Here is a 22643-nt window from a genome sequence, read left to right as displayed (position 1 = left end):
GGTCAGGAGAGGATTATATGGAAATCTATCAATTTAAAAAAGAAGTGGGTAAGAAAATTACAAAGTTCGACTCAGATTTTGTGATGTCACGTATTACACAGACAGACAAAGTAGCACATATAGGATGTGTGCATTTAGATGAGGATGGGTTAATTGGTTATCATCCAGCTGTTGTTCCTCAACTTCTTTTAGTTGTAAGCGGAGAAGGCTGGGTCAGAGGTGAAACGGATGAATACATCAAAGTTCATAGTGGGGAAGCAGTGTTCTGGGATAAAGATGAATGGCATGAAACCAAAACAGATACGGGATTGACTGCAATCGTTATAGAAAGCGAAGAGCTGACCACTTCATCATTAATATCTTTGGAAAAAGTTTAAGTGTTAATACATATGAGAAACTAAAAAAATATCCTAATTAAGCTGCCGTTACAGCTTATTCATTCGGTGCAATAATTGTGAAGAGGATTTCTTTGTCTTGCCAGATTTGATATAGATAGCCTGCTTTCAGGTGTGAACGAAAAAACGCAGATGCTCTGTTCTTCCGTGAACAGGAGGATCTGCGTTTTTCACATGAAAGTCTTTCGTTTGTACATTTTCTCTTCGATTCGATTCCAAATACGTGTTGCGATATAAATATTACATACTGAAACGATAGCTGCGATGACAATCATACTGATACCGGTATCATCTGCTAAAACAAGCGGTTTAAAGATCGTGAACACGATAGACAGAAGAATCGGAATGGTAATGCCGATCCATACAGAAAAGAATAATAGTGCTTTCCACATCAAGCTCATCCTTTCAAGGTGAATCTATAATGTAGTATATCAAAGAATAGACTTTATATTAGAAAAAATGGAAACCTTAGACATGTTCCGTTATTCTTTATAGGTAGCACAACATTATTTTCCGGTAAGGAGCATAAAATGACAGAAGTCCTGATTATAGAAGAACCTGTTACCACAAAGTTCATAGAAGATTTAGTGCATCCCCATCGGTTTGATGGAGGTTTACCTGTTGTGCATCGTTTAAGCGGAGAAGGACACGTCGAAGAAGGTCGAGAATTTTTAATGGCATTCTTAACACATCAAGCGGTCTTCCCGTTGTATGTGCATTTTGTCGACGAGTATGAACTGTCTGAAGACTTTACGACCTTTTTTCAACAACATCAGATTGACTATACGGTTGACGACTGTGGCGGCAATTTGAAATCTTACGGGTATAAACGGTACAACTATTATTCTTGTATTACGGCAAAAATCCAAAATATTGCTGACTTGCGGCTTGTATTAAACAAAACGTACTGGCTCGCATCTGAAAATGTATTCTACTGCATCAGTCATTCAGATTCTTTAACGTTTGAATGGGGAGATTTCTTAGAATGGGGAGTCAAAAGAAGACGATCCATCGCTGTATTTGATTTTAATGCTTCAAAGACCTACATCACCACTGATTATGACGGGTTAGGATTTTGTATCCTCAGCCGGGATACGCAGTATGCTTCTCTTGCTGGCATGATCGCCAGTTTGCCGGACCAGATGGTCGTTACGCAAATCAACGATGAAATAATAGAAGATGAGATATTACATACAGAGGATCAAGAAAAAGACATTTAAATAAATTTCGTCTTCTGCATCATTTGCACTTTAGAGAATAAAAAAGCTGTGTCTCAGTAAGGAGAACAAAATGGCAGAAATCATGATTATGGAAGAAAAGATTATCGAAAAGGATGCGATGAACTTAGGATACCCGTTTGAAATGGGTGGAGAGTTGAAGACAGCTTATTTCGTTGATGTAAGCCGAATTGAAAAAGACGGAGCAGATGAAAACAAAGAGTTTTTAATCGAATTCTTAATCCATCAACAGGTGTTTCCACTCTATATCAGTTTCGTGGATGAGTATGGATTACATGAAGAACATGACGCGTTTTTCAAGCAAAATAAGCTTTCATATGTGGTATTGGATTTAGATACACAGTTTCGAAGTGGAGAGGTGAAAGTCCGTTATAAGGAATACCATCCGTGTTATACGATTACCGTTCAAAATGCGGAAGAACTGCGTCTTGTCCTGAACAAAACCTACTGGCTGGCATCGGAAAATCTGTTATATACCGTCTCGTACTCAGATAACCTGTCATTTAAGTTGGGGGAGACAAAATGGTGGCGATTGAAACTGGTTCGCCCGATTGGTGTGCTGACCATGCATCCAAACATGACCTGTTTTAAGATTGCCCACGATGGCAACGGTTTTTACCTGCTGTCAAACGATGAAAGCTATATACCAATCGAACACCTGATGACCCGGTTTCCGAAAGGGACCGTCATTTCGCAAATTAATGATGACTGGTTACTAGATGACGAAACCGATTAATCCTGGTACACGTAAAAAAAGGTTGAAACTGAAAATGGAGGAATGAGAGTGGAGCACGTTTTGTATTATCTGTGTATAGCTACCTGTACCGGAACGGTCGTGGCTTTTCTGTTTAATCGGTTGCAACCGGGCAGTCGTGTCTGGACAATTAGTATCAGCGTGACCGTTTTGTTGTTGGTCCTGGTGAGTGTAACCGCGTTGCTTGGGTGGGATGCTGCAGAGGAAAATCTGTACCGGTCCTTTGGCTTGTTAGTCATGAATATCTTTCCGCTCTGGTATGTACGAATTGAAGGGAGCAATAGGAAAACAATCGTCTGGTCGCTGACGATGGCCTTAGTCGTTTTGGTGTTCGGAATGATTTTAGGATGACATATGATAGAAGTCATACATATTCGTTAAATGGCTGTTCATATTGAAGATAAGAATGTTGATCATCTCCATCCTGCTGATGGTAGGCGGCTTTCTTCTGCTGTACGGGATCAGTACGTCATGGTAAAAAGCAAGAAAAGAGGAAATTAATGTGTGGAAAAAATTTAGAATCATCGCCAGTATACTTGGCATACTGCTGGCGGGATATTTGGCCTGGCAAATCTACATCTCGCTCTTCGCCGTAGATATCAAATACGTACCGCGAGGCGATCTATACAAGACGGTCACTTCTCCGGACGAGCGGTATACGTTACGGTTTTACCGTTCGAGCGGCGGGGCGACGACGGGATTTGCGATGCTCGGCATCATGGAAGATCAAAAAACAAAAGAACAGCGGCGTGTCTACTGGGAATATCCGTGTAGAGAGGTAAGTGTGAAATGGCGACGGGACGTTGTCATTATTAATGACACCCGCTTAAACATCTGGACCGAGGTGTATGATTTCAGATTGGATCACCCGATTTATCCAGCAAAATAGAGTTCGTGAAGGGAAGATGAAATATCCTGATGATCATACTTAGAAAGCAAATCGGCAACTTGATATATTTCTGGACCATTTATCGCGACGGCCGGACGGTTCAGGCATTTTTTGGAGTCAATGAACCATGGATGCTCGATGAAGATATCGATGAAAAAACGGAAGAACGGTTTACGTTTCGTTTTCAAGCCCGACGTCGCGTGAAGGAACTGATTGCCGAGAAGCAGGCAGACGGGTATCAACAGGAAATCACACTGGATCCGGTGCCAAGTCAAGAAGAACAGTTGACGTTTCACAAGAGGGCGACATGGTTTGCGTATGTACTTTTCGGAGCGGGATTGATTCCGCTCGTAACACCCTGGACTTTATCTCCGTACGTGATGGTCATCCTTGCAGTTCCCTTCCTCATCATGTCGACGATCGGAAAAATGCTGCCGTTTTGGGTCAAAACGATGTGCTTTATCAGTTATATCCTGATTAACATCAGTTACAGACATGTACCGGACATAAAATATCTGGACGCCGGTCTGTTACTCGTAACGGGAGTATTCCTGTGGAGCTACATGAAAAAAAGCAGACAACGTTTTAACGCGTAAGCTGACGAGGAACGGGAGGGTCAGGCATGCCGACAACATTTTTAAAGCAGTTGTTGCAAGAAAAAGAGAGTTCAGACTTCGCATCATTACGTTCCGCTTATCTTGCGAAACAACAGGGATTGCGAAACGTGTTTTTACAGCAGATGAACACCTTTATAGCGGAAGCACTTGCATGGGATGTTAAGCGGCAACGGCAGTTTACGGACGGTCTGCTGACCGCATGTGAACGGGAGGAAACAGTACAGGACTTGTTGATTCATCCGCTGAAGGAGAGGTTATTGAATCCTGTCCTGAAACAATGGATGAATGATCTGCCGGAAGACGTACGACCGTATCGGTGGTTTGGCGTCTTCTCTTTTGAAGAAGACAACCGTCTTGAGTACCTGCAGACGGCGATTGACCGCGGCGGTCGGCAGGAACAATTGGCAATCGAGACGATGATTCGTCATCTGTTGAATTGGCTATTGTATTCCTTCCATCATCTCAATCAAGATTTGTATTTAAGTGAGACGGAGGACGATGCAGAGACGCTGAAAGAAACCCGTTTGTTGATTGATCAACTCGATGATTCGGTTCAAAAGACCGAGTTCATGGAAGAATGGCAGGAACACGTACAGACGTATGAACTGTGGCTGCGATTTTTAGAAGAGGAGACGGAAGGGTTCATGGAGTGGCGGGAGCGACAAGAAAAGCAGGGAGAGAATAAACAATGAATACCCCATACGATCGATACAAGAATACGGAACTGTGGAACATGGTTTCGGAAGCGATTGACGAATTGGTTGAAAACGATGACTTGGAGGAAAGGACGACCCATGATCATATCGTCGGATACCTCTGTCAAAAAGTATCGTCTAGTCTAACGGAGAAGGGAAACTGAGGAAATGGGAATCGTGCCGGTAGGAAATCGAAAGATGATGACTCAAGCCATTAAAAAAATTATTGTCCCTGAATTGAGGAAACAAGGCTTTAAAGGAAGCTATCCACATTTCAGACGGAAACAAGATACGCATCAGGAACTCTTGATGTTTTATATTACAAAGTACAGTGAAAATTTTTATATCGAGACGGGAGTCATCCCGTTAACCGGTTATCTTAACTCTGAAGGAGACCTCATTCCTCCAAATAAAGTGACAGTCTTTTCTTTAAAAGGGAATGAACGATTTATAGTCGGGTCAGACGTTGTAGCCAATCATGATGGAATGTATTTTGTAATGAAAGGACTATCTTCTGAAGAAAAGCACGAACAACTGGCTGAAGAAGCTTTTACATATCTAAAAACGAGTGAACCGGACTGGATAGCCCGTTGCTCCGAATGGTATAAAAAATTGTATGAATCGTTTGATGAGGAAGACGCGTAAAAAGAAAATAGCCATATTTAATTCTAAGTAGAAGAAATTAATTTATTAAATACTGAGGAAATCTTCTGTTTCCGTTTGGTGTTGCCGTCCAGTTGATGGGGGATGGCCATTACAAGGTTCGCGTACGACGAGATGCGGATCAGGTCACCTGTATTTTGCTGGTCATCGGGGAACATGAAGATTTTGAAGAGGACTTCGAATAATTCAATACCAGCGATTGAAAGCGTCTCACCTAAACTTGTTGAAGTAACCATTCAAGTGAGGGTGAGATGTTTTAGTATTCATATCCGAAAAATTGATCACAGTAGATGTTAAAGAGCATTTAAAAAAACAAGCTAATGCAGAGAGGGGTAGGTCGATGAAAACAACGTATTCCTATGCAGAACTTCTGAAGTTTGACGACCCGTTTGAATATGAATTTGGTCTTCCGTTTAAAATTAACGATCTGCCCTTATCCGTGATGGAAGAGGATATTCCGGAGAGTAAAAGGAAACTGCTTGAGAAGCTGGCGGAAGGTTATTCCTTGATCATTCAAAAACCGCGGATTCCAAACGAAAAAGTGTTCGTTGCGCTTCAACTGTTGGGCGAAAATGATTTCATGAAATTGTATGCGGTAAACGAAATGGCCTTTACTGAAGCATTGTGGGATCTTTTGTATGAGAGTGAATACGACCTTCACTGGACATTCTTTCTACTAAAAGAGAGGAAAGGCGTCGTTTTCGAATTGTCCTATACGGGTGGAGGGACTCGATCTCTGACTCTCTCAGGTCTGAACGCAAATACCCTGATTCATCTACGGCTTGAAGTAGACGAAAGCGTGACCTGTCGGTGGGATTGAATAGATAGAAAAATCTCAACGATGATCCAAGGAAGAATTTAACGTTATGACCTGAGTAGTCGAACGATACAATTAATAAGTGAAGCTTTGGGTTTACAACGTACTAAGAAGAAAATTTTACGAATAAGGGAAGCCGAGGGTTAGGAGGGGTAAAAGTGGAATTTCAGAGTGGTGAATGGATTGATGTCTACCGGGAGCTGTTACCGCATGACGATTGGCAAGAGCTTGTCCGAATTCAGGTGAATCAGCATAGTTATCCTTTTGAAGTCAAGTTGTTGGAACGTCCGGTGAAACAAAACCGCAATACCTACGATTTATCAGATTGGACGGTCTTGTCGCATGTCATTATGACAGATACTTCGCAACTGAAGACATTTCTAAATCAACTCGAAATCGAACAGATAGGGATGTCAGCCGAGTCGAAGACGATTCTCAGCATTCGGAAAGACGGGAAGGAAATCGTTCGTGTCACTAACGATAATGTCTCGATGTATGGTGTCGTCTATGAAGAACTGGACGAGTCAGGTACGGAGTACGAAAACTTTTTTGATGCTGTCTTACCATATGCGACGTTCCCGGTTGAGGTCGTCTTTTGCGGCCGTGGCGTTTTAAATGATGAGGACTCGATCCATGCGATGACGTTGAACGATACAAATTGGCAAGCGGTCTTCGAAGATCGGCTCTTGCACCTGTTGAACCGAAAAGAAATCACTTCTGGATTCCTGCCAACGAATTACTCAAAGCCATCTCAACAAACGCTCGAGAACTTCATGTCAGAATTCATGTTGATGATGCCGTATAACTTCATTGTGACACGCGATGTAAATGGACGGTTTGGTATGCTCGATCATTTTTGTACCGATGGAAAGATTGCACATTTTGGAAATATAAACGATGAAGAGATAAATCCCAGTCAACACAGATAAAAAAGAAGGAGGAAGAAAAAGAGATGAGCTTAGCTTCGTATATTTGTATGGATAGGCAGATACCTGATAAGTATCTAGATTTGGATGAAGAAGATGAAACACTTCCATTTTATATAGGGCGGTGTTTTGCAGATGAAAATTGTCTATACAATGTTAAAACTTCACAGTTTCATAAATGGTATGTGTATGAGATTTCAAGTCACTGGGGCATCGAAATCGTAGAACCTTTCGATTCCGTTGTTTCAGTGAAGTCAAAAGAAAAGTTGCATTATTTATTTACGCTCATGAATGAGTTCTTAGACGAGGGGGAATCCTTTGAACTATATACATGTTGGCTTGGAGAAGAGTCCTATCCAAAAGAAAAAAGTATGACACTCTCTTTAGAACTTGAACAGCTGGAGGATATTCAGATTCCTGAAAGAACTCATATCTTAATCACAAAAACTCGTGGGAACTAAAACTGCTGATTAACAGAGATGATGATTCAAGTGATTCGCTTTCCCGTAAAGACGATGTTTGTAATGGGATGGGATGGATTGTCTCATCGTAGCTACTTCTTAAACGAAATAGATATGTCTCACTGTCAAACATAAGTGAAATTTATAGATGTAGTCCCCATCACCGTTTAGCAAACAATCCAGCGAAAGTGAGAGAAGCAACATGCAAATCTATATCGAAGAAAAACCGGATCACGCGAAAACGATCAAAGAGTACCATGTAGTGATGAAAGGACAAGACCGATTGAAAGCTATTTTTTCAGTCGAGTATTATAACGAGGACTCGAATGAATATGAAATCATCTCTGATGAGGAAGTTTTAACGCAATTATTCACGCGTTTGAATCGTTTTCCCGTCTATCTATCCTTTGGGTTGCATGAACTGACTGATTCAGAAATAGAAGATGTGATGTCTACGGTTAGGCAAAGAAAGTTATCGTATACGCAGACTTCGATTAATAAACGTGAGACTTATATGATCATTGAAGTAAATCAACCAGAAGACTTGCTTCAAGTGCTAGAGAAGTCACTTTCATTGGCTAGTTACAATGGATACTATTTGATTTCTTTGACGAATCTATTGAAATTTGAAACGCGGAGTACGAGACGGTGGTTCATCAAAAAAGAAAGACTTGTACCAGTGGTCGATATGACGGAACCGACGACGTTTTTGAAAATCGGATTTGATTTCGAGAATGTCCTGATCTTCTCAAACGAAGCATGTTTCGATGCATTAGAAAAAATAGAAGCATTCTTTCCTGAAGATGAAATCGAACAGTAGGCAGATGGATTGATTGAGAAAGAGGAGGAAAAATCATGCTGGATGTCTGTTTTGAGAAACATATGAATCACGCAAAAGTCATCAAAGATAGATACTTGTAGATCAATCAACCAGAGCGTATCGACTTCATCTATTCGATGGACGGTATTCCGGATGACGAAAAAGACAACTATCAAAGTGCCTCAAATCGAGTCTTGAAGCAATTTTTGACGCGGCTGAATCGCTTTCCGATCTTTATTATGTTCGGTGAAGGTTTTACGGATGAGGAGGTCGAACCGTTTTTTTTAAAGAACAACTTATCGTATACAAAGTTTCGACCAAACAAGCACCCTTATTATAGCGTTCAAGTGAATCATGCTAGAGAGCTTGAGCTTTTGCTAGACGAGACCTATTGGTATGCGGCTGCGAACGATTTTTACTTCCTATCCTTTACGCATCTCCTGACGTTTGAGCAGAGAATGATAAAAGAGTGGTTTTTCAAAAAAGAACGTGTCGTTCCTATCATTCATACGACGGAAGAGATGTCCTTCATTACGATTGAGCATGATTTCATGGGCTATTATCTGTTTTCGAATGAAGCCTGTTTTGATACAGAGGACAAGGTGAAAGCGTTTCTGCCTGAAGGTAACGGCATCGACTACTATGAGTAAGAGAAATCGAAATCGGCAAATCTTAAAGAAAGGGGAGATGAAAATATGTTTGGTATCAGTACAAGCTTAAAAGAAGTTCCGGAAAAAGAAAAAGATATTCTCCGTTACCCGAGTCGTGTCCACATTTTTTTGATTCAAGACTTCTCCAGCGTTTCTGAATGTTGTGATATGCTGATTCATCTTGATTCTTATGCGGATAAATTGTTTTTAGCAAGAGAAGTAAACGAGCTGATTGGAATTTGTGAACTACTTATTCAACGGTATTGTACGCCGAAGGAAGCATGGTTAGTGAATCAGGCACATTATTATCCAAACGAACCTTGGATGATCCATCAATCAAATGAGTTAATAATGGAGCTACATCAATTTTTAGAATTGCTTAAGCGAATGTGCATCGAGTCTGTATACCAGAACGCGTTGATTTGTTTTTGGGGTGACTGATTCACTAAAATGTAATCCGTTAATTAATTGCTTAAAAATCACTCTCAGGATAATCCTAGGAATAAAATCAGTCGATCTTGATAAACAGCCTGTATACACATACCTTTTAATTTTTGCAAAAAATAATGCAAATCTTGAATGAGAGGGTCTGCTGACTTCAACTTCCATGGTTCATGAGGGAAACAATGTCGATGAGAAAGAACCTCACAAATACCAAGGAGTTCAAGGACTTCAGTGGGCTTGAATAATCTTTCTTCGTATTCATCCAGTTGGATGAGTAAAGCACAGCGGTGTTTAATGACCTCAGCATCCCGATATAAAAAATTTTGTAGGCGATCGGGATAGATTAATATCTCCTCTTGATCTGAAATATCGATTAAATCGTTTCTAATTAAAAACATCTGCAAGTCCTCCTTCGTGTTTTAGTTATATGTAGGTTTCATTAGTAAATAACGGGGTGGTGCTCCAAATGATTGTTCTGCCTCAAAGTAAGCCAGTTCACCGGGAATGCAGGAAATGATGGAAGAAAAGCCAAATCCGACGGCGTGTTCAAGCGCTTCTTTCAAAGGTAATTCTTTTCCATTAATCAATTCATTCTCTGACAAACAGTAACAGGTATCCGGTGCACCATGTTGTTTTAATAAATCATAAATATCTTCATGCCACGAATTAGGTGGGGGGATTTCAATCAAGTACTCATTTTTGAGCATATTTTTATACAAATGATCCAGTCGATAAAGTGCTTGATCCCGTTTTTTAGGCGAAAACAGTTCATGGAGTACACGCTCTTGTACCCGTTTGACGAAGAATGATTTAACCAAAAGAATTTCTTGTTCTTTATTCATATCTCGGCTTCCCTTCTATTTTAAGCACTCCAGCTTAAAGATTCATTAATAGTTCAAATACTTTATGATTATTATAGCAATCCCGTATGAGAAGGAGATGAACATTTGAATTACATATCTGCAGGATATTTTCTTGTTATGCCAACACCCCGTAAAGATTATATGGATGAAAAGATTGTTCCTGAAACTGTGCTATCAGTGAGTAGTTGTCTCTGTAAGCAATATCCTGATACCAGTATCTTATGGGGAAATTCTGAAGTGAAAAAAGAACGCTATATGGATCAACTCGGTCTTTCGCTGAACACCTTTCAGTTATTCGAACAATGGATAGAAGAACATAGGAATACTGGTGATGTTTTGTTTCCCCAAGTATTTTCCGGCTTACATTCTGCGGGAGATTTTTTAAATCGTTTTTTGGTCCATCTTCCTGGTATACGCATCATCAGCATTGGATTACCTGAACGTTATAAATTGGATTTTCTTAAAGATGTAGAATTGTTTAGCAGTAAAAATCCTGAACCATATGGAGTGGAAAAAATGTTGTCACAGCACCACCCACCTGGGATAGAGGGAGCAAAAAAAGTAGGATACGAAGTTTTGGGATTTGACTCTGGCTCGTTTCATTCTTATTTGTGTAATGGATTAGAGCGTGATTTTCGTCAGCATTTTAATTTTTCACCAAATCGTTATGGGTTGATTGATTCCATAGAAGAAGCTGATCGTTATTCAGATTATTGTAATGAATTAGGCGAACAAGAGACAGAATCAGTACTATGGCTTCCTTGGGCCATTTTTGAACACAAGAAGAGCAAATAAGAATCAACGATCAATACAACTGAGGTGAAAACATGAATAAATCAATATTAATAAGATCTTTTATCGTGGCATTTGTGATTAACATATTATTATGGATTATCATAAGATTTTCAATCGATGAGTTAGTTCCTGATAAACGTATTTTATCTGCTTTTTTTTTGATCATCATTTGGTTAATATTTTTCTTGCCAATCAAGAGACTAGATGTTTATAAGAGCCAAACGATACCTTATTGGACGTTTAACCTAGCTATGACGCTTGGTATGGTTTTAATCACCATTATTTATTTTTCTGTACTTATAGTAGTATTTCCGTAAAAATATTTGAAAATGAATAAAGAAAATGTCCATAGATGAGAAAGAGGCAAAAACAGTAGTAAATCTCTCTAATGCCGGCTGTTGTTTGCAAATACGAAGAACAATCTATAGAAATCAACGGCGATTTAAAGTCTTCTTAGAAATGTTTAGAGCTGAGGTGATCCATATGAAAGTTGGTATCGAATTTGAAATACCTAATAATTTTGGTAAGTATATCAATGATATCTTAGCTCCAATTGATATAACGAAGTATAAGTGGAAACTGGATTGGATTGAAATTTACATAAAAGAAAATAGAGATATAAAGGATCACACTATCGAAAACTTAAAAGAATTTAATATTCCGGATTGTGAGGTCGTGCACGGAAGAGAATTAGAAAGAATACTGAATATCGAAGCATATTATATAATTTTTTGCGGCTTGCAGGCATTTCACGATTCTTTGCCAGTTGAAATAAATACATACAGTGAATATTTGAATAGTGATTGTATACTCTGTCTGACCATAGACGATTGTACGAATGTCATCTTGTTATGTAAGGATGTTGATTTATTAGAGCAGTTGTCTGAAAATGCTGTGCGGAATGACTTCAAAAACATTGAGTACATACTCGAAGATGATCCTCACTCCAAAAGAGTAGCAATCCCTTGAGTGTACATTTTTCGGTAGAAGCTCTATTCACTCCTATTAAAACGAGTCGCATATGGAGATTAAATCATGAATTATCTTGATCATTTAGAGAAGTAATTTGGAAGATTTACATTACGATCTCTAAACATTTAATTTGGGATTTTTTTCATTAATGAAACTTAATAAAGGAAAATATCGTATTTATTAGTAGTATAATATCTTTATCAAAATTAACTTTCTACCTAAGGAAATTGAATACATATCTTGGAGGAAACGTTCGTGATCTTACCATTCATCGGTCTTGCTGCCGGACTCTTTTTATTGATGTTAGGAACTTACTTCATCCGATGTAAGCACGCAAACAAAACACCGCTATCCGGGCATGGAGACGGGGTCGATCATGTCGATTCGTTTGTGCTCAGTCTCCTCTTATCAATTGGTGTCATCCTCTTTAGTTCATTATCCATCAGACAATACGGTTTTTTCTGCTTAGCAGGAGGAGTGCTTTTACTGTATGGTGTCAATGCAGTTTGGTAAGGAAAAGAGAAGAAACAGGAGGCTGGAATCATTCATCAGATACGGCTGAACGTCTGAAGCCGATCAATGGTATTAATTCATATAGAGCAGTGTAAAAGGAGCTACCAGCATGGTGCAATTATTAAAGCAAATCGACGATGAAGTCTATCACATCGTCTATCATCAAGAAGGACGCACATTATTCATCAGGGAAGGCGTCGCGCGGAAAGAACCAGCCTCAGATAGTGACGACATGATTGAAATTAACGAAGAGACGGCGACTGTCCGAATGCTTTTTAAAAATACGTTTGCCGCCTATCGTCAGAAAAAAGAATGGATGCGTCAAAAGATGGATGAAGGATATTTAAAATCACATTTACCCCAATCTGAGGCGATGGACTACCGTGCAGATCGGCGCAACATCAAACTGCGCCTTATGAGTGCTCTATTACTCATGCTGTGCGGATTATCGACATTGACCGGTCTGTTACCGATCTCGGGATATATTCCGCTTGTGTACTTACCTTTCTTTTATCCAATCTACATTGAAGGGAAAACAGCCCGTGCCCGCTTCTATCGTTGGTCGGGAGGCATATTCCTGTTCATACTAGCCGGCACGTCAAAAGATTATTTAGAACCATTTAATCTTTCTGCCAACGGAACCGTCTGCCTCATCGCGGGATTCATCCTCTTGCTGTACACGATTCACCAACTGAAGGAACTGACGACGAAGGAGATCACGCAACATGAAGGATAAACAAGCACCACTGATTCAATTAAAACGAGAGATCAGCCAAACCGCCGATTATTGGGTCTGTTACCGGGTGGGGCGGACGCTTTATCAGGTCTCCGTCCAGGAGCAAGCAAATGGTCAAACGAACGAAGGAGAGGTCACGACAGAACGGTTTCCATTTTATGTCGGAATGAAAAAGCGGATGCGCCAGTTGGCCGAAGAAAAAGAAGCACTCGGCTTTCGACCGTTGACAGAGGAAGAACGGGCAGCGCACGTCATCGATGAACCGGAAGAATCATCGCTTGATCCGGCCTTTTTTAAACCGGCCGTTCGTTTGGCGTGGATGCTCCTTGGACTCGGGATCCTCCTGTTCGTCCTTCCTTACGAGAGGCTAAATAATTTTGCATTCGGTTTAGGACTGTACGTCTGGTATGAAACTTTTCGTCAAGCCGGTCTACCAAAAATTTTCCGACGGTATTTTCACGGAATGTTTGGTGCATTGATGGTATTGCAGGTCCTGTCCGCTTTTGAACTGGAGCGGGAAGTACAGCCATACTACGCCACCTTATCTGTTTTTTCAGCGGTCATGTTGGTATTACTTGTCGTGCAATACCACTGGAAAGAAACAGACCAAATCGCACAGGGTGAAAGCGTTCGTATACGAAAAATCAAAGAATATACGGATTTCGAGGAATGAAACTTAAAATCCGATTCACTCAACTTTCGGAAGACTTGTGGGTTCAACAATCCTGTAAAATAAAGGTATCACATTAATCGGCATGATTCATGAACTAAATCAGTCGATCGGAAAAGGGAGCGATATCATGGACGTACAACGGAATCCTGATTTTATCTTTGAGCTTTTTTTAGTCATCTGGGCGATTGGAGCAATCGGGATTCTCTTCACCCAAGCTCGAAATAAGCGAAGTCTTAAATCCAGTCTATTGACGGGTACAGCAATCAATCTGATTTATACAGTGACGGTTTCATTGATTTGGTTTTTTGCTGTCGCAATTGATGGGGTCAGTCAGGTCTTAGTCGTTTATTTCTTCGTAAGCATTTTCCTGATTCTTGAGGTTCTTTTGTTGATTGTTCTTTTGATTGTCAAACGTAAAAAACAAACTACCTTTTAAAAGGCAAAGGAGTGAAGCATGAATCGTTACACCTAAGTCACCCATGCCGCTACACAACTATCGATTCTCGATATGAGACGACGAGCGATTGCGTTGTTAGTGAAACACGTCGTGCGTCTTGAGGAACCGAGAGCAAAGTCGAGTGTGTTGCTCCATATCGATATGTTGTATCTTGTCGGGACAGTCAAGATGCTCGAGTTCAGATGGAAACGTTTATTAATCCAACTAATCGAAAAGAAGAAAACGAATTTACTCGTTTTCTTCTTTTTCTATACATAACGAAAAAAGGAGAGACGACATGGCTAAAAAATCAATCCAAGATCATGCTTTTTTCGGAAACATCAAAAAGGTGAAGGCGTGTATCGAGCGCGGAGATGATTTGAATGCGCTCGATGAAGAAGGATCTGCCGCACTGCACTGGGCGGTCGAGGAAGGGTATGACGAAATCGTCACGCTGTTGCTTGATCATGGGGCGGACATCAACCAATACGATAAAGATGGTCTGACGCCGTTGCATCTCGCATTGTATGAAAAGCAGGGTGAAATCGCGATTCAGCTGATTGACCGCGGTGCTGCCCTTGATTTTGACGGAGACGGCTTTACGGCACTGCATTTTATCGCTGCCCGTTCCGGGAACAAACGGGTTCTCCGGCGATTACTGGAAGACCGGGCACGAGTGGATTGGCAGACAGATAGTGGAGAAGGGCATACGCCGCTGCATTATGCGGCTCAAGAAGGAAAGACAAAGAAAATTCGTATGCTGGTGGAAGCGGGAGCCGATGTCAATCGGATTGAAATGAACGGCTTTGCACCGCTCCACCAGGCGGTCGGGGAAGGGCACATCAAAGCGGTACAGGCATTATTGGCAGCAGGAGCCGACATTGAAATCGAAAATCCGTTAAATGAGAACAATACCCCGTTGATGCTTGCAAGTCAGTATGGTTTGACCGAAATCACCAAATTGTTATTGGAACACGGCGCAAATCAACAGCATCCAGACACGGAAGGGAGAACAGCACTCGACTTTGCCGTCAAGCATCGTTATCCGGAAATCATAGCTTTATTACAAACTTGAGCAGGAGGAAATCGACGTGAAGAAATGAATTGGGGTCTTGATTATTGTTCAGACGGTTTTGTTTAGTATGCTGATCATTCAACTCAATAAAATGACGGAGACGATTGCGGCTGTAGGATCAATGATTGTTACGAAAGACGGGGATCTTGCCTGGGGAGGAGGACTACCGACAACGGATTATGTCCTGTTCGGAATCTTGGTTTGCTTAGGTATTTTTCTTCTCATACCGGAAAAGAAAATAAAGCGATAATCCATATGAATTCTGTTCAACAACGGCATCCGGACATGATAAACTGAAGGTGTGGAATATATTTACTTATTTCCTTGGAATTGAAAATGACTGAAGTACAATCGACATAAAAAAAGGACGTGAACGTATGAAAAAGGTAACAGTTCGTAAAGCAATGGCGAGTACGCTTGTAACGGCTCTTGTATTGACGGGAGTCGGAGTAAACAGCAATGCAGCAGATGCGGCGACCAAGACGACGCAAGTCGCGAAGAAAAAATTCGACTACAAAAAGTATCGCGCCAAACAAACGAAAGTCGTAGCATCATACGGCAGCACACTCTTCCATATGGGGAATCTGGGCGGAATCAAAGTACCGGAATACATCACGGATTCTGTGTACCGCGCCAAAGTGGAAGCGAATAACAAAAAATCAAAACAGTATATGACGGACCGTAAGAAGGCACGAAAAGAAGCGGAAGCCCTGAAAAAGCTGATTAAAGAAGTGAACACGCAGAAGGAAAGAAAGGCTGCGGACAAGCGGATTGATGCTTTGAAAAAAGAAACCATTCGTTTGACGAAGGCGGAAAAGGTGTTGACCAAAGAAGGACAGGCTCTGTACAAAGTAATCGTTGACTACGAAAGTAAGCAGATCAAGTTATTTGAAGGTCAATACGGATCCATTACAAAAGCCTTAACGGTTCTCGACTATAAGGACTACGCCAATCGTTTGAAAACCTACCTGGATGCCAATAACTTCAGTGCAGACGACAAAATCGAAATCATGGATCAAGTATATGATCGGCTTCTGTATGCTCGTGAAGACTCATCGGAAATCGTCGGAGACAAACGCGGTGCAATCAGACTGCTGGTTTACGCCGGTAAATTTGAAGAAGCGAATCAACTGTTTGTGAATACAAAAGAAACAATCCTGGTTGAAGAAAACGCGAAATTAGATGCGTTATACACAAAAATCATTGGAGTCTACATGACGAAAAAGTAAAAAAACAGCATGATTTTACGACAAAAAGCATCCTTTTTAGGTGCTTTTTTTATTTATTTTACTTTTTTTATTTATTTTAATGGAAACGATTTTCGCGAAAAATTAAGGTTCATTTTTTTAAATTGGTCAGTCCATTTTCGTTATTTTTCAAGCAAATAAACGAAAATCAGAAGAAAAGGAAGCACCTCAATCCCTTAATTATGCAAGCGATTGCATACCCATTCTATTAAAGAGTCATCATAAACAAATCATATTTCTTGCAAAAAACTAGTTTTTATTTCATGAGTTTTATGTAAAAATAGAGAACAACAAACTGATAGAATTTTTAGAAAAATGAACGAACTGACTATCCGTCTTTTTTTTGGATAGAAGAGAGAGAAATCGTCGTTTTTCAAATTCTAAATAACTTATTTTTTGTAAGCCTGGAGGGGAACGTATGAAATTGTTGAAGATGTGGAACCAAATCAGTTTAGTGAAACAAATCGCGATCGGCTTGATTCTGGGTATTGTTTTAGCTGTCTCGATTCCTGAAGTAGCGAAATCTTTGACCATCTTTGGGACACTATTTGTTTCCTCACTGAAGGCAGTCGCGCCTATTTTGGTATTTTTCCTGGTCATGGCTTCGATTGTGCAACATAAAAAGGGTCAGCAGACGAACATGAAGTCAATCATCTTTTTATATCTACTCGGTACGTTCTTAGCGGGAGCAATTGCTGTCGTCGTCAGCTTCCTGTTCCCAGTCACGATCACGCTGACGGAGAGTACAGAAGAATTGACTGCGCCGGGGAATGCGATCGAAGTCCTCAAGACGCTCGTCTTGAACATGGTCGACAATCCGGTTAATGCGTTAGTCCAAGCAAACTACATCGGAATTCTGACGTGGGCGATCATCTTAGGTCTAGCATTAAAAAATGCATCGGATACGACGAAGACCTTCATCTCGAATTTCTCAGATGCGCTTGCGAAAATGGTCGGTTGGATCATTAAACTTGCTCCTCTTGGGATCATGGGGCTTGTCATTGGTTCGATTACGGAGAACGGTCTTAAATCTCTACTCGATTATGTGAGTTTATTAGCATTACTCATCGGTACGATGCTTGTAGTCGCACTCATTGTCAATCCATTAATTGTTTATATCAACCTTCGTCAAAATCCGTATCCTCTTGTCTTCAAGTGTCTCCGTGAGAGTGGGATTACGGCATTCTTTACGCGAAGCTCGGCTGCTAACATTCCCGTCAATATGGAATTATCTAAGAAGCTTGGACTCGATAAAGAGACATATGGCATCTCGATTCCGCTTGGCGCAACGATCAACATGGCTGGAGCGGCGATCACGATTTCCGTCTTAACGCTTGCTGCGGTAAACACGCTTGGCATTCAAGTTGATCTTCCGACAGCAATCATTTTAAGCGTTTTGGCTGCGGTCTGTGCTTGCGGAGCTTCCGGTGTCGCTGGTGGGTCGCTCCTCTTGATTCCGCTCGCATGTAGCTTGTTTGGTATTCCGAACGACGTGGCAATGCAAGTCGTCGCTGTCGGTTTCGTCATCGGAGTGTTACAAGATTCATTTGAAACCGCATTGAACTCTTCTACGGATGTACTGTTTACAGCGACAGCTGAATTCAGAAAACGTTTGAAAGAAGGCGAGCAACTGTCGATTAATCGACAGTTAATGGACGAAGAGGCTGTTGAAAAAGTCGTCAACAGCTGATCTGTTTACAGCAAATATTGTTTCGCTCACAAAGAGGTGAAAGGCATCCCGAATAACGAGATGCCTTTCATCTTTTTTCGTTATAATTGGTCTGAGCAAAAGCAGGGAGTGAATCATGTGATTCACTCCCTGCTTGTTGTTATATGGAGTTACTTCCCAGGCTTCGTCTTATAGAAGCTGTAGAAGACGCTAATCAAGATGACGAGGACGATCGTTCCAAGTGACATCCAGATTGGCATTTTATAGACATCACCGAGAATCATCTTCGCCCCGATGAAGACAAGCATGAAGCTGAGACCGTGTTTCAGGTAGTAGAAGCGATCAATCAGGTTCGCAAGGACGAAGTAGAGACTACGGAGTCCAAGGATTGCCATAATGTTTGCGTAGAAGATGATGAACGGATCACGCGAGTATGCAAAGCTTGCTGCGACCGAGTCGACGGCGAAGACGATATCTGAAATTTCGATAAAGATGAGCGCGATCAGTAACGGTGTGAAGAACAATTTACCGTTGATCCGTTGCGTAAACTTACCGGACGAGATGTCTTGTGTGATCGGCAATCGTTTTTCAAGCCAACGGACCGTTTTGTTCTCTTCAAGCGACGTTTCCTGGCCGATGTTCTTAAACATCATATAACCGGTGTAAACAAGAAACGCCCCGAAGATGTAGTAGACCCAAGCGAAGTTGTCAAGAAGCGAAACCCCTGCGACGATGAAGATGACACGGAAGAAGATGGCACCAAGAATTCCCCAGAATAAGACTTTGTGCTGATACTTTAACGGAATCGCAAAGTAAGCAAAGACGAGTGAGAAAACAAAGACGTTATCAATCGCAAGTGCCTTCTCGATGAAATAAACGCTCGTGTATTCAATGGCAGCGTCGCTGCCTTGCGCATAGAATAACCAACCGCCAAAGGCGACGGCGAGTCCGATCCAGACGAACGTCCAGGTCCAAGCTTCTCGAAGCGAGACCTCATGGGCTTTCCTGTGAAATACGCCAAGGTCCAGTGCGAGCATGATGAAGACGATCGCTAAAAATACAATCAATAGTGTCAACAGCGCTTCCTCCTTTTAAATGGTGTTCTGTTTATACTTTGATTATAAGTTCATAAGAACTCAAAGTAAAGCGTTAAGTGTGCTGTTTTTTTAGACATAACACATTTATCACGTTTTCACTTTATAATTCAACATAACAGGAGAAGGAGTTGATTAGATGAAACAACAGAGTGCGATCAACAAAACCGCTTGGGAATACCGGGCCTATGAATTTTGGAATCAACGTGACGGGGCGCCATCTGACAAGGCAAAAGAAATCATGGCTCATCCGAAAGCAAGTCTTAAGAAACATCAGGACTATTTTCAGGAAGTGACCGGCAAACGGATTGCCAACCTGTGCGGATCAAATGGTCGCAAGGCGGTTCCGCTCGCACTGCTGGGTGCGGACGTCACCGTTTTTGATATCTCGGAAGATAATCGCCGGTATGCACTCGAGCTTGCTTCATGTGCCAAGACAAAGATCGAGTATGTCGTCGGTGATATTTACGAAATAGATTTGAAGCGGTATCGCAACCAGTTTGACGTCTTGTATCTTGAAGGCGGGATTCTGCATTATTTTCATGACCTTAAGGCGTTCACGGCCATATTGTTTACCTTGCTCAAACCGGGCGGAAAATTGATTTTGAGTGACTATCATCCGATCAAACATTGTATCAACGAGGAGTCACACTACATCCCGCGTTATTTTAATCAGGATACATATGAAGAGAACATTGCGTACCAATCGCATTTTGATCCGACTGAACAAGCGGATTTTCCGAAAGTGCTATTGCGGCACTATACGATGAGTGAGATCGTGAACACCGTCATCATCAGCGGCTTCACGCTTGCGCAACTGGACGAACATCGGGGGTGGAACGGCGAAAACATCCCGTGGGAATTTACAGTTGTTGCGACAAGATAAAACCCAGCCTCCGCTTACGGATGCCGGGTTTGTTTTTCGATGGCGTTAAAGATGGGCTGCAAACTCTCACCGATCGGTGTCAGGCAATCAATGGTTGCCGGTCGTTCGACAACTCCGCGTTACTCGAGTTGTGTCAGACAAACGGTCAACTCATGCATGGAATGTCGTGATCCGGCAGCTGTCAGTTGTTCGAATGAACAAGGAGCCTGCAACAACACCCGGATGATCTGCATCTCGAACACGGTTCCGAGAATCCGGACCGTATAGTCAAGTGCACGTAAATCAGACGTCGTGTTATAGGCGTTCGAGACGACGGGAGACCGCAGTCAAAATGACGGCCAGAATGACCATGATGCCTCCGACCCACGGCGTGTGGACGAGTCCGATCGTGTCGGCGACGAGTCCGCCGATCGTTGCACCAAGAGCGATCCCGATGTTAAAGGCGGAAATGTTTAAAGCGGACGCGACATCAACGGCAGCCGGGACATATTTTTCCGCCAACTGGACGATATAAAGCTGGAGGCCCGGGACATTCATGAAGGCGAGCAGCCCCATCAAAATGATCCCGATGATCCCGGCGACTTTAAACGGAATCATGAACGACAAGGCAATCATGACGATGGCGTGGAGAAGGAACATATAAAGCAGCGCTTTGATCGGGTTACCGTTGGCGAGTTTTCCGCCGACCGCGTTGCCGATCGCGACGGCAATGCCGTACACGAGCAGGATGATGCTGATCAGGCTTGGACTGATTTTCGTGACGTCCTGCATGATCGGCGTCAAGTAGGTGAAGGCGACGAATGTTCCGCCGTAACCCAGTGCCGTGATCAGGAAACCGAGCATCAAGCGTCCGTTCGTCAACAGTTTAAACATGTCGGAAAACTTCGCCGGTGGAGATTGTTTCAAGTCTTTTGGAATCAAGAAGAAACTGGCGATGATTGAAACAAGACCTAATGCGGCAACGGCGAAGAACGTCGCGCGCCAGCCGAATGCTTGACCGATGAACGTACCGAGCGGGACACCCGTGACGGTTGCGACCGTCAGTCCGGTGAACATCAAGGCGATGGCACTGGCTTTTTTATCCGCTGGTACGAGCTGAACGGCGATTGTTGCGCCGATCGAGAAGAAGACACCATGTGAGAAGGCGGTGATAAAGCGGGCGACGATCAACAGTTCAAAACTCGGAGCGACGGCAGAGACGAGATTACCGGCGATAAAGACGACCATCAACGCCATGAGCAACGTTTTCCGGTTCATCCGGTTCGTCAAAGCAGTCAAAATCGGAGCACCGACAGCGACACCGATGGCATAACCGGAGATGATCAGACCGGCCAGAGTGATACCGATGTTTAAGTCGCCGGCGATGGCTGCGAGTAAGCCGACCGGGACAAATTCCGTTGTTCCGATTCCGAAAGCGCTAATAGCAAGTGCGAGCAGGGCGAGGCGACCGTTTTGCGGGACCTGTTCCTGTTCGGCACGCGTGTTTAATTGATTCATGATGATTCCTCCTAAAGTGAGATGGATGATGAAAGTAAATGACGGAAGTCTTCCCAAACGACCGGGCCCGGTTCGCATTGAATGATGAGAAAACGTTTCTGCGTGATTCCATCATAGAGTGGGAAAAATATTTGCGGAAGTACGTACTTTTAAGTACTATAGGCACTAAAAAGTACCTTACCCCTGTCAACTGAAGCAATGGACGAAGGTGACTTGTACTTTCCGCTGACAGTTGTTATCATAAACCCATCAAATTCACTTGAGAAGTACGCACTTTCAAGTGCGATAGGCACTAAAAAGTACCTGTCCCGCTGTACTTCAAGAATCGAAAGGACGAATCAGCATGGCCTACAATATTCCGGTCGAAGCGACCCTGCAAGTCATCGGAGGCAAATGGAAAGTCGTCATCATGTGTCATCTCATCAAAGGCGAACGCCGGACGAGTGAGTTGAAGAAACTGATGCCGAACATCACGCAAAAAATGTTGACGCAACAACTGCGCGAGCTTGAACAGGACGGTGTCATCATCCGGACCGTCTATGAGCAGGTGCCGCCGAAAGTCATCTACTCCTTATCCGAATACGGTTGGTCGTTGCGCCCGATCTTAGACGCGATGTGTGCCTGGGGCGAAGGACATATCGACTTGACGGGCGAGGAAGTCGTGTCTTCTTGAATGCAATTAATAGGAAACAAAGACCACATCGGGTTGGATGTGGTCTTTGCAGACTGAAGACAAAGTAGCGGTTTTTCTCTTGATCGAGAAGAATCGCTTTTTTGTTCGCTTCGAATCGTTTTCCTGGGACAAGCATCGCCGCCGC

The 22643-nt window shown here is 42.3% G+C and carries 33 protein-coding genes; 28 read left to right on the top strand and 5 right to left on the bottom strand.

What is annotated here, in order from left to right; genetic code table 11:
- Window positions 1-17 precede the first annotated feature (17 nt).
- Window positions 18-377: a cupin domain-containing protein gene (locus tag BLD48_RS11260; RefSeq protein WP_071500292.1), complete on the top strand. Its 360-nt coding sequence runs from the start codon at window positions 18-20 to the stop codon at window positions 375-377.
- A 188-nt stretch (window positions 378-565) separates the two neighbouring features.
- On the opposite strand, the gene BLD48_RS11255 is transcribed toward BLD48_RS11260, so the two are convergent.
- Window positions 566-787 (bottom strand): hypothetical protein, encoded by a 222-nt coding sequence (locus tag BLD48_RS11255; RefSeq protein ID WP_026828570.1) that lies wholly within the window; start codon window positions 785-787, stop codon window positions 566-568.
- Between the two features lie 231 nt (window positions 788-1018).
- Between BLD48_RS11255 and BLD48_RS11250 the strand changes: the two genes are divergently transcribed.
- The 14 genes from BLD48_RS11250 to BLD48_RS11190 all read left to right on the top strand — a co-directional run bounded on the left by BLD48_RS11250 (window position 1019) and on the right by BLD48_RS11190 (window position 9366).
- A complete protein-coding gene (locus BLD48_RS11250; RefSeq protein WP_026828569.1) occupies window positions 1019-1615 on the top strand; it encodes a hypothetical protein in 597 nt (198 codons plus the stop codon).
- 70 nt (window positions 1616-1685) lie between these two features.
- Window positions 1686-2369: a hypothetical protein gene (locus BLD48_RS11245; RefSeq protein WP_071500290.1), complete on the top strand. Its 684-nt coding sequence runs from the start codon at window positions 1686-1688 to the stop codon at window positions 2367-2369.
- Window positions 2370-2417: 48 nt separating this feature from the next.
- Window positions 2418-2738 carry a hypothetical protein gene (locus tag BLD48_RS11240; RefSeq protein ID WP_071500289.1) on the top strand — a complete coding sequence of 107 codons (321 nt, stop codon included), beginning with the start codon at window positions 2418-2420 and terminating at the stop codon, window positions 2736-2738.
- Between the two features lie 151 nt (window positions 2739-2889).
- Window positions 2890-3276, top strand: coding sequence for a DUF5412 family protein (locus BLD48_RS11235; protein ID WP_236630006.1), 387 nt, complete (start codon window positions 2890-2892; stop codon window positions 3274-3276).
- A 29-nt stretch (window positions 3277-3305) separates the two neighbouring features.
- Window positions 3306-3872, top strand: a complete 567-nt coding sequence (locus tag BLD48_RS11230) for a hypothetical protein (protein ID WP_071500287.1) — start codon at window positions 3306-3308, stop codon at window positions 3870-3872.
- A 26-nt stretch (window positions 3873-3898) separates the two neighbouring features.
- On the top strand, window positions 3899-4585 hold the full coding sequence (locus BLD48_RS11225; protein ID WP_071500286.1) for a hypothetical protein: 687 nt from the start codon (window positions 3899-3901) through the stop codon (window positions 4583-4585).
- Window positions 4582-4752, top strand: a complete 171-nt coding sequence (locus BLD48_RS16400) for a hypothetical protein (protein ID WP_201723150.1) — start codon at window positions 4582-4584, stop codon at window positions 4750-4752. Before BLD48_RS11225 ends, BLD48_RS16400 begins: the two co-directional genes overlap by 4 nt.
- Before the next feature lie 34 nt (window positions 4753-4786).
- On the top strand, window positions 4787-5233 hold the full coding sequence (locus tag BLD48_RS11220) for a DUF4304 domain-containing protein (RefSeq protein ID WP_161487718.1): 447 nt from the start codon (window positions 4787-4789) through the stop codon (window positions 5231-5233).
- A gap of 295 nt (window positions 5234-5528) precedes the next feature.
- On the top strand, window positions 5529-6071 hold the full coding sequence (locus BLD48_RS11215) for a hypothetical protein (protein WP_236630005.1): 543 nt from the start codon (window positions 5529-5531) through the stop codon (window positions 6069-6071).
- A 155-nt stretch (window positions 6072-6226) separates the two neighbouring features.
- On the top strand, window positions 6227-6997 hold the full coding sequence (locus BLD48_RS11210) for a hypothetical protein (RefSeq protein ID WP_071500283.1): 771 nt from the start codon (window positions 6227-6229) through the stop codon (window positions 6995-6997).
- Window positions 6998-7020: 23 nt separating this feature from the next.
- The gene (locus BLD48_RS11205) at window positions 7021-7455 is read left to right on the top strand and encodes a hypothetical protein (protein ID WP_071500282.1); all 435 of its coding nucleotides are present in this window, start codon (window positions 7021-7023) and stop codon (window positions 7453-7455) included.
- A 202-nt stretch (window positions 7456-7657) separates the two neighbouring features.
- Window positions 7658-8275, top strand: coding sequence for a hypothetical protein (locus BLD48_RS11200; protein ID WP_071500281.1), 618 nt, complete (start codon window positions 7658-7660; stop codon window positions 8273-8275).
- Between the two features lie 137 nt (window positions 8276-8412).
- On the top strand, window positions 8413-8925 hold the full coding sequence (locus tag BLD48_RS11195) for a hypothetical protein (RefSeq protein ID WP_071500280.1): 513 nt from the start codon (window positions 8413-8415) through the stop codon (window positions 8923-8925).
- A gap of 45 nt (window positions 8926-8970) precedes the next feature.
- The gene (locus BLD48_RS11190; protein WP_071500279.1) at window positions 8971-9366 is read left to right on the top strand and encodes a hypothetical protein; all 396 of its coding nucleotides are present in this window, start codon (window positions 8971-8973) and stop codon (window positions 9364-9366) included.
- Between the two features lie 44 nt (window positions 9367-9410).
- Here BLD48_RS11190 and BLD48_RS11185 read toward each other — a convergent pair whose 3' ends face one another.
- Together BLD48_RS11185 and BLD48_RS11180 are read right to left on the bottom strand one after the other, a co-directional pair.
- Window positions 9411-9767: a hypothetical protein gene (locus tag BLD48_RS11185; protein WP_071500278.1), complete on the bottom strand. Its 357-nt coding sequence runs from the start codon at window positions 9765-9767 to the stop codon at window positions 9411-9413.
- A gap of 21 nt (window positions 9768-9788) precedes the next feature.
- A complete protein-coding gene (locus tag BLD48_RS11180) occupies window positions 9789-10211 on the bottom strand; it encodes a hypothetical protein (RefSeq protein WP_071500277.1) in 423 nt (140 codons plus the stop codon).
- Between the two features lie 105 nt (window positions 10212-10316).
- On the opposite strand from BLD48_RS11180, the gene BLD48_RS11175 reads away from it, so the two are divergent.
- The 11 genes from BLD48_RS11175 to sstT all read left to right on the top strand — a co-directional run bounded on the left by BLD48_RS11175 (window position 10317) and on the right by sstT (window position 18369).
- The gene (locus BLD48_RS11175; protein ID WP_236630004.1) at window positions 10317-11027 is read left to right on the top strand and encodes a hypothetical protein; all 711 of its coding nucleotides are present in this window, start codon (window positions 10317-10319) and stop codon (window positions 11025-11027) included.
- A gap of 483 nt (window positions 11028-11510) precedes the next feature.
- Window positions 11511-11996, top strand: a complete 486-nt coding sequence (locus tag BLD48_RS11165) for a DUF2691 family protein (RefSeq protein WP_071500303.1) — start codon at window positions 11511-11513, stop codon at window positions 11994-11996.
- A gap of 258 nt (window positions 11997-12254) precedes the next feature.
- Window positions 12255-12512, top strand: a complete 258-nt coding sequence (locus tag BLD48_RS11160) for a hypothetical protein (RefSeq protein WP_071500275.1) — start codon at window positions 12255-12257, stop codon at window positions 12510-12512.
- A gap of 109 nt (window positions 12513-12621) precedes the next feature.
- Window positions 12622-13248, top strand: coding sequence for a hypothetical protein (locus BLD48_RS11155; RefSeq protein WP_071500274.1), 627 nt, complete (start codon window positions 12622-12624; stop codon window positions 13246-13248).
- Window positions 13238-13921, top strand: coding sequence for a hypothetical protein (locus BLD48_RS11150; protein WP_071500273.1), 684 nt, complete (start codon window positions 13238-13240; stop codon window positions 13919-13921). The genes BLD48_RS11155 and BLD48_RS11150 overlap by 11 nt, the downstream gene beginning before the upstream one ends.
- Window positions 13922-14048: 127 nt before the next feature.
- Complete coding sequence (locus BLD48_RS11145) at window positions 14049-14357, top strand: hypothetical protein (protein ID WP_071500272.1); 309 nt, start codon at window positions 14049-14051, stop codon at window positions 14355-14357.
- Window positions 14358-14429: 72 nt separating this feature from the next.
- On the top strand, window positions 14430-14636 hold the full coding sequence (locus tag BLD48_RS11140) for a hypothetical protein (protein WP_161487717.1): 207 nt from the start codon (window positions 14430-14432) through the stop codon (window positions 14634-14636).
- Window positions 14637-14655: 19 nt separating this feature from the next.
- Window positions 14656-15432, top strand: a complete 777-nt coding sequence (locus tag BLD48_RS11135; RefSeq protein WP_071500270.1) for an ankyrin repeat domain-containing protein — start codon at window positions 14656-14658, stop codon at window positions 15430-15432.
- A 67-nt stretch (window positions 15433-15499) separates the two neighbouring features.
- Entirely contained in the window at window positions 15500-15682 is a 183-nt protein-coding gene (locus tag BLD48_RS11130) for a hypothetical protein (protein ID WP_236630003.1), read from the top strand.
- Window positions 15683-15809: 127 nt separating this feature from the next.
- Window positions 15810-16661 carry a hypothetical protein gene (locus BLD48_RS11125; RefSeq protein WP_071500268.1) on the top strand — a complete coding sequence of 284 codons (852 nt, stop codon included), beginning with the start codon at window positions 15810-15812 and terminating at the stop codon, window positions 16659-16661.
- A gap of 436 nt (window positions 16662-17097) precedes the next feature.
- Window positions 17098-18369, top strand: coding sequence for a serine/threonine transporter SstT (gene sstT, locus BLD48_RS11120; RefSeq protein WP_071500267.1), 1272 nt, complete (start codon window positions 17098-17100; stop codon window positions 18367-18369).
- 149 nt (window positions 18370-18518) lie between these two features.
- Here sstT and BLD48_RS11115 read toward each other — a convergent pair whose 3' ends face one another.
- A complete protein-coding gene (locus tag BLD48_RS11115) occupies window positions 18519-19424 on the bottom strand; it encodes a TerC family protein (protein WP_071500266.1) in 906 nt (301 codons plus the stop codon).
- A 157-nt stretch (window positions 19425-19581) separates the two neighbouring features.
- Here BLD48_RS11115 and BLD48_RS11110 point away from each other — a divergent pair, with 157 nt between their 5' ends.
- Window positions 19582-20328 carry a class I SAM-dependent methyltransferase gene (locus BLD48_RS11110; RefSeq protein WP_071500265.1) on the top strand — a complete coding sequence of 249 codons (747 nt, stop codon included), beginning with the start codon at window positions 19582-19584 and terminating at the stop codon, window positions 20326-20328.
- A gap of 294 nt (window positions 20329-20622) precedes the next feature.
- Here the strand turns inward: BLD48_RS11110 and BLD48_RS11105 are convergent, their stop codons facing one another.
- The gene (locus tag BLD48_RS11105; protein WP_071500264.1) at window positions 20623-21825 is read right to left on the bottom strand and encodes an MFS transporter; all 1203 of its coding nucleotides are present in this window, start codon (window positions 21823-21825) and stop codon (window positions 20623-20625) included.
- A gap of 343 nt (window positions 21826-22168) precedes the next feature.
- Between BLD48_RS11105 and BLD48_RS11100 the strand changes: the two genes are divergently transcribed.
- Window positions 22169-22498 carry a winged helix-turn-helix transcriptional regulator gene (locus tag BLD48_RS11100; protein WP_026829663.1) on the top strand — a complete coding sequence of 110 codons (330 nt, stop codon included), beginning with the start codon at window positions 22169-22171 and terminating at the stop codon, window positions 22496-22498.
- The last annotated feature ends 145 nt before the right edge of the window (window positions 22499-22643 follow it).

Origin of the sequence: Exiguobacterium sp. KRL4 (assembly GCF_001870785.1) — a bacterium.
GTDB lineage: Bacteria > Bacillota > Bacilli > Exiguobacteriales > Exiguobacteriaceae > Exiguobacterium_A.
This window is presented reverse-complemented; position numbering and strand designations above follow the sequence as displayed.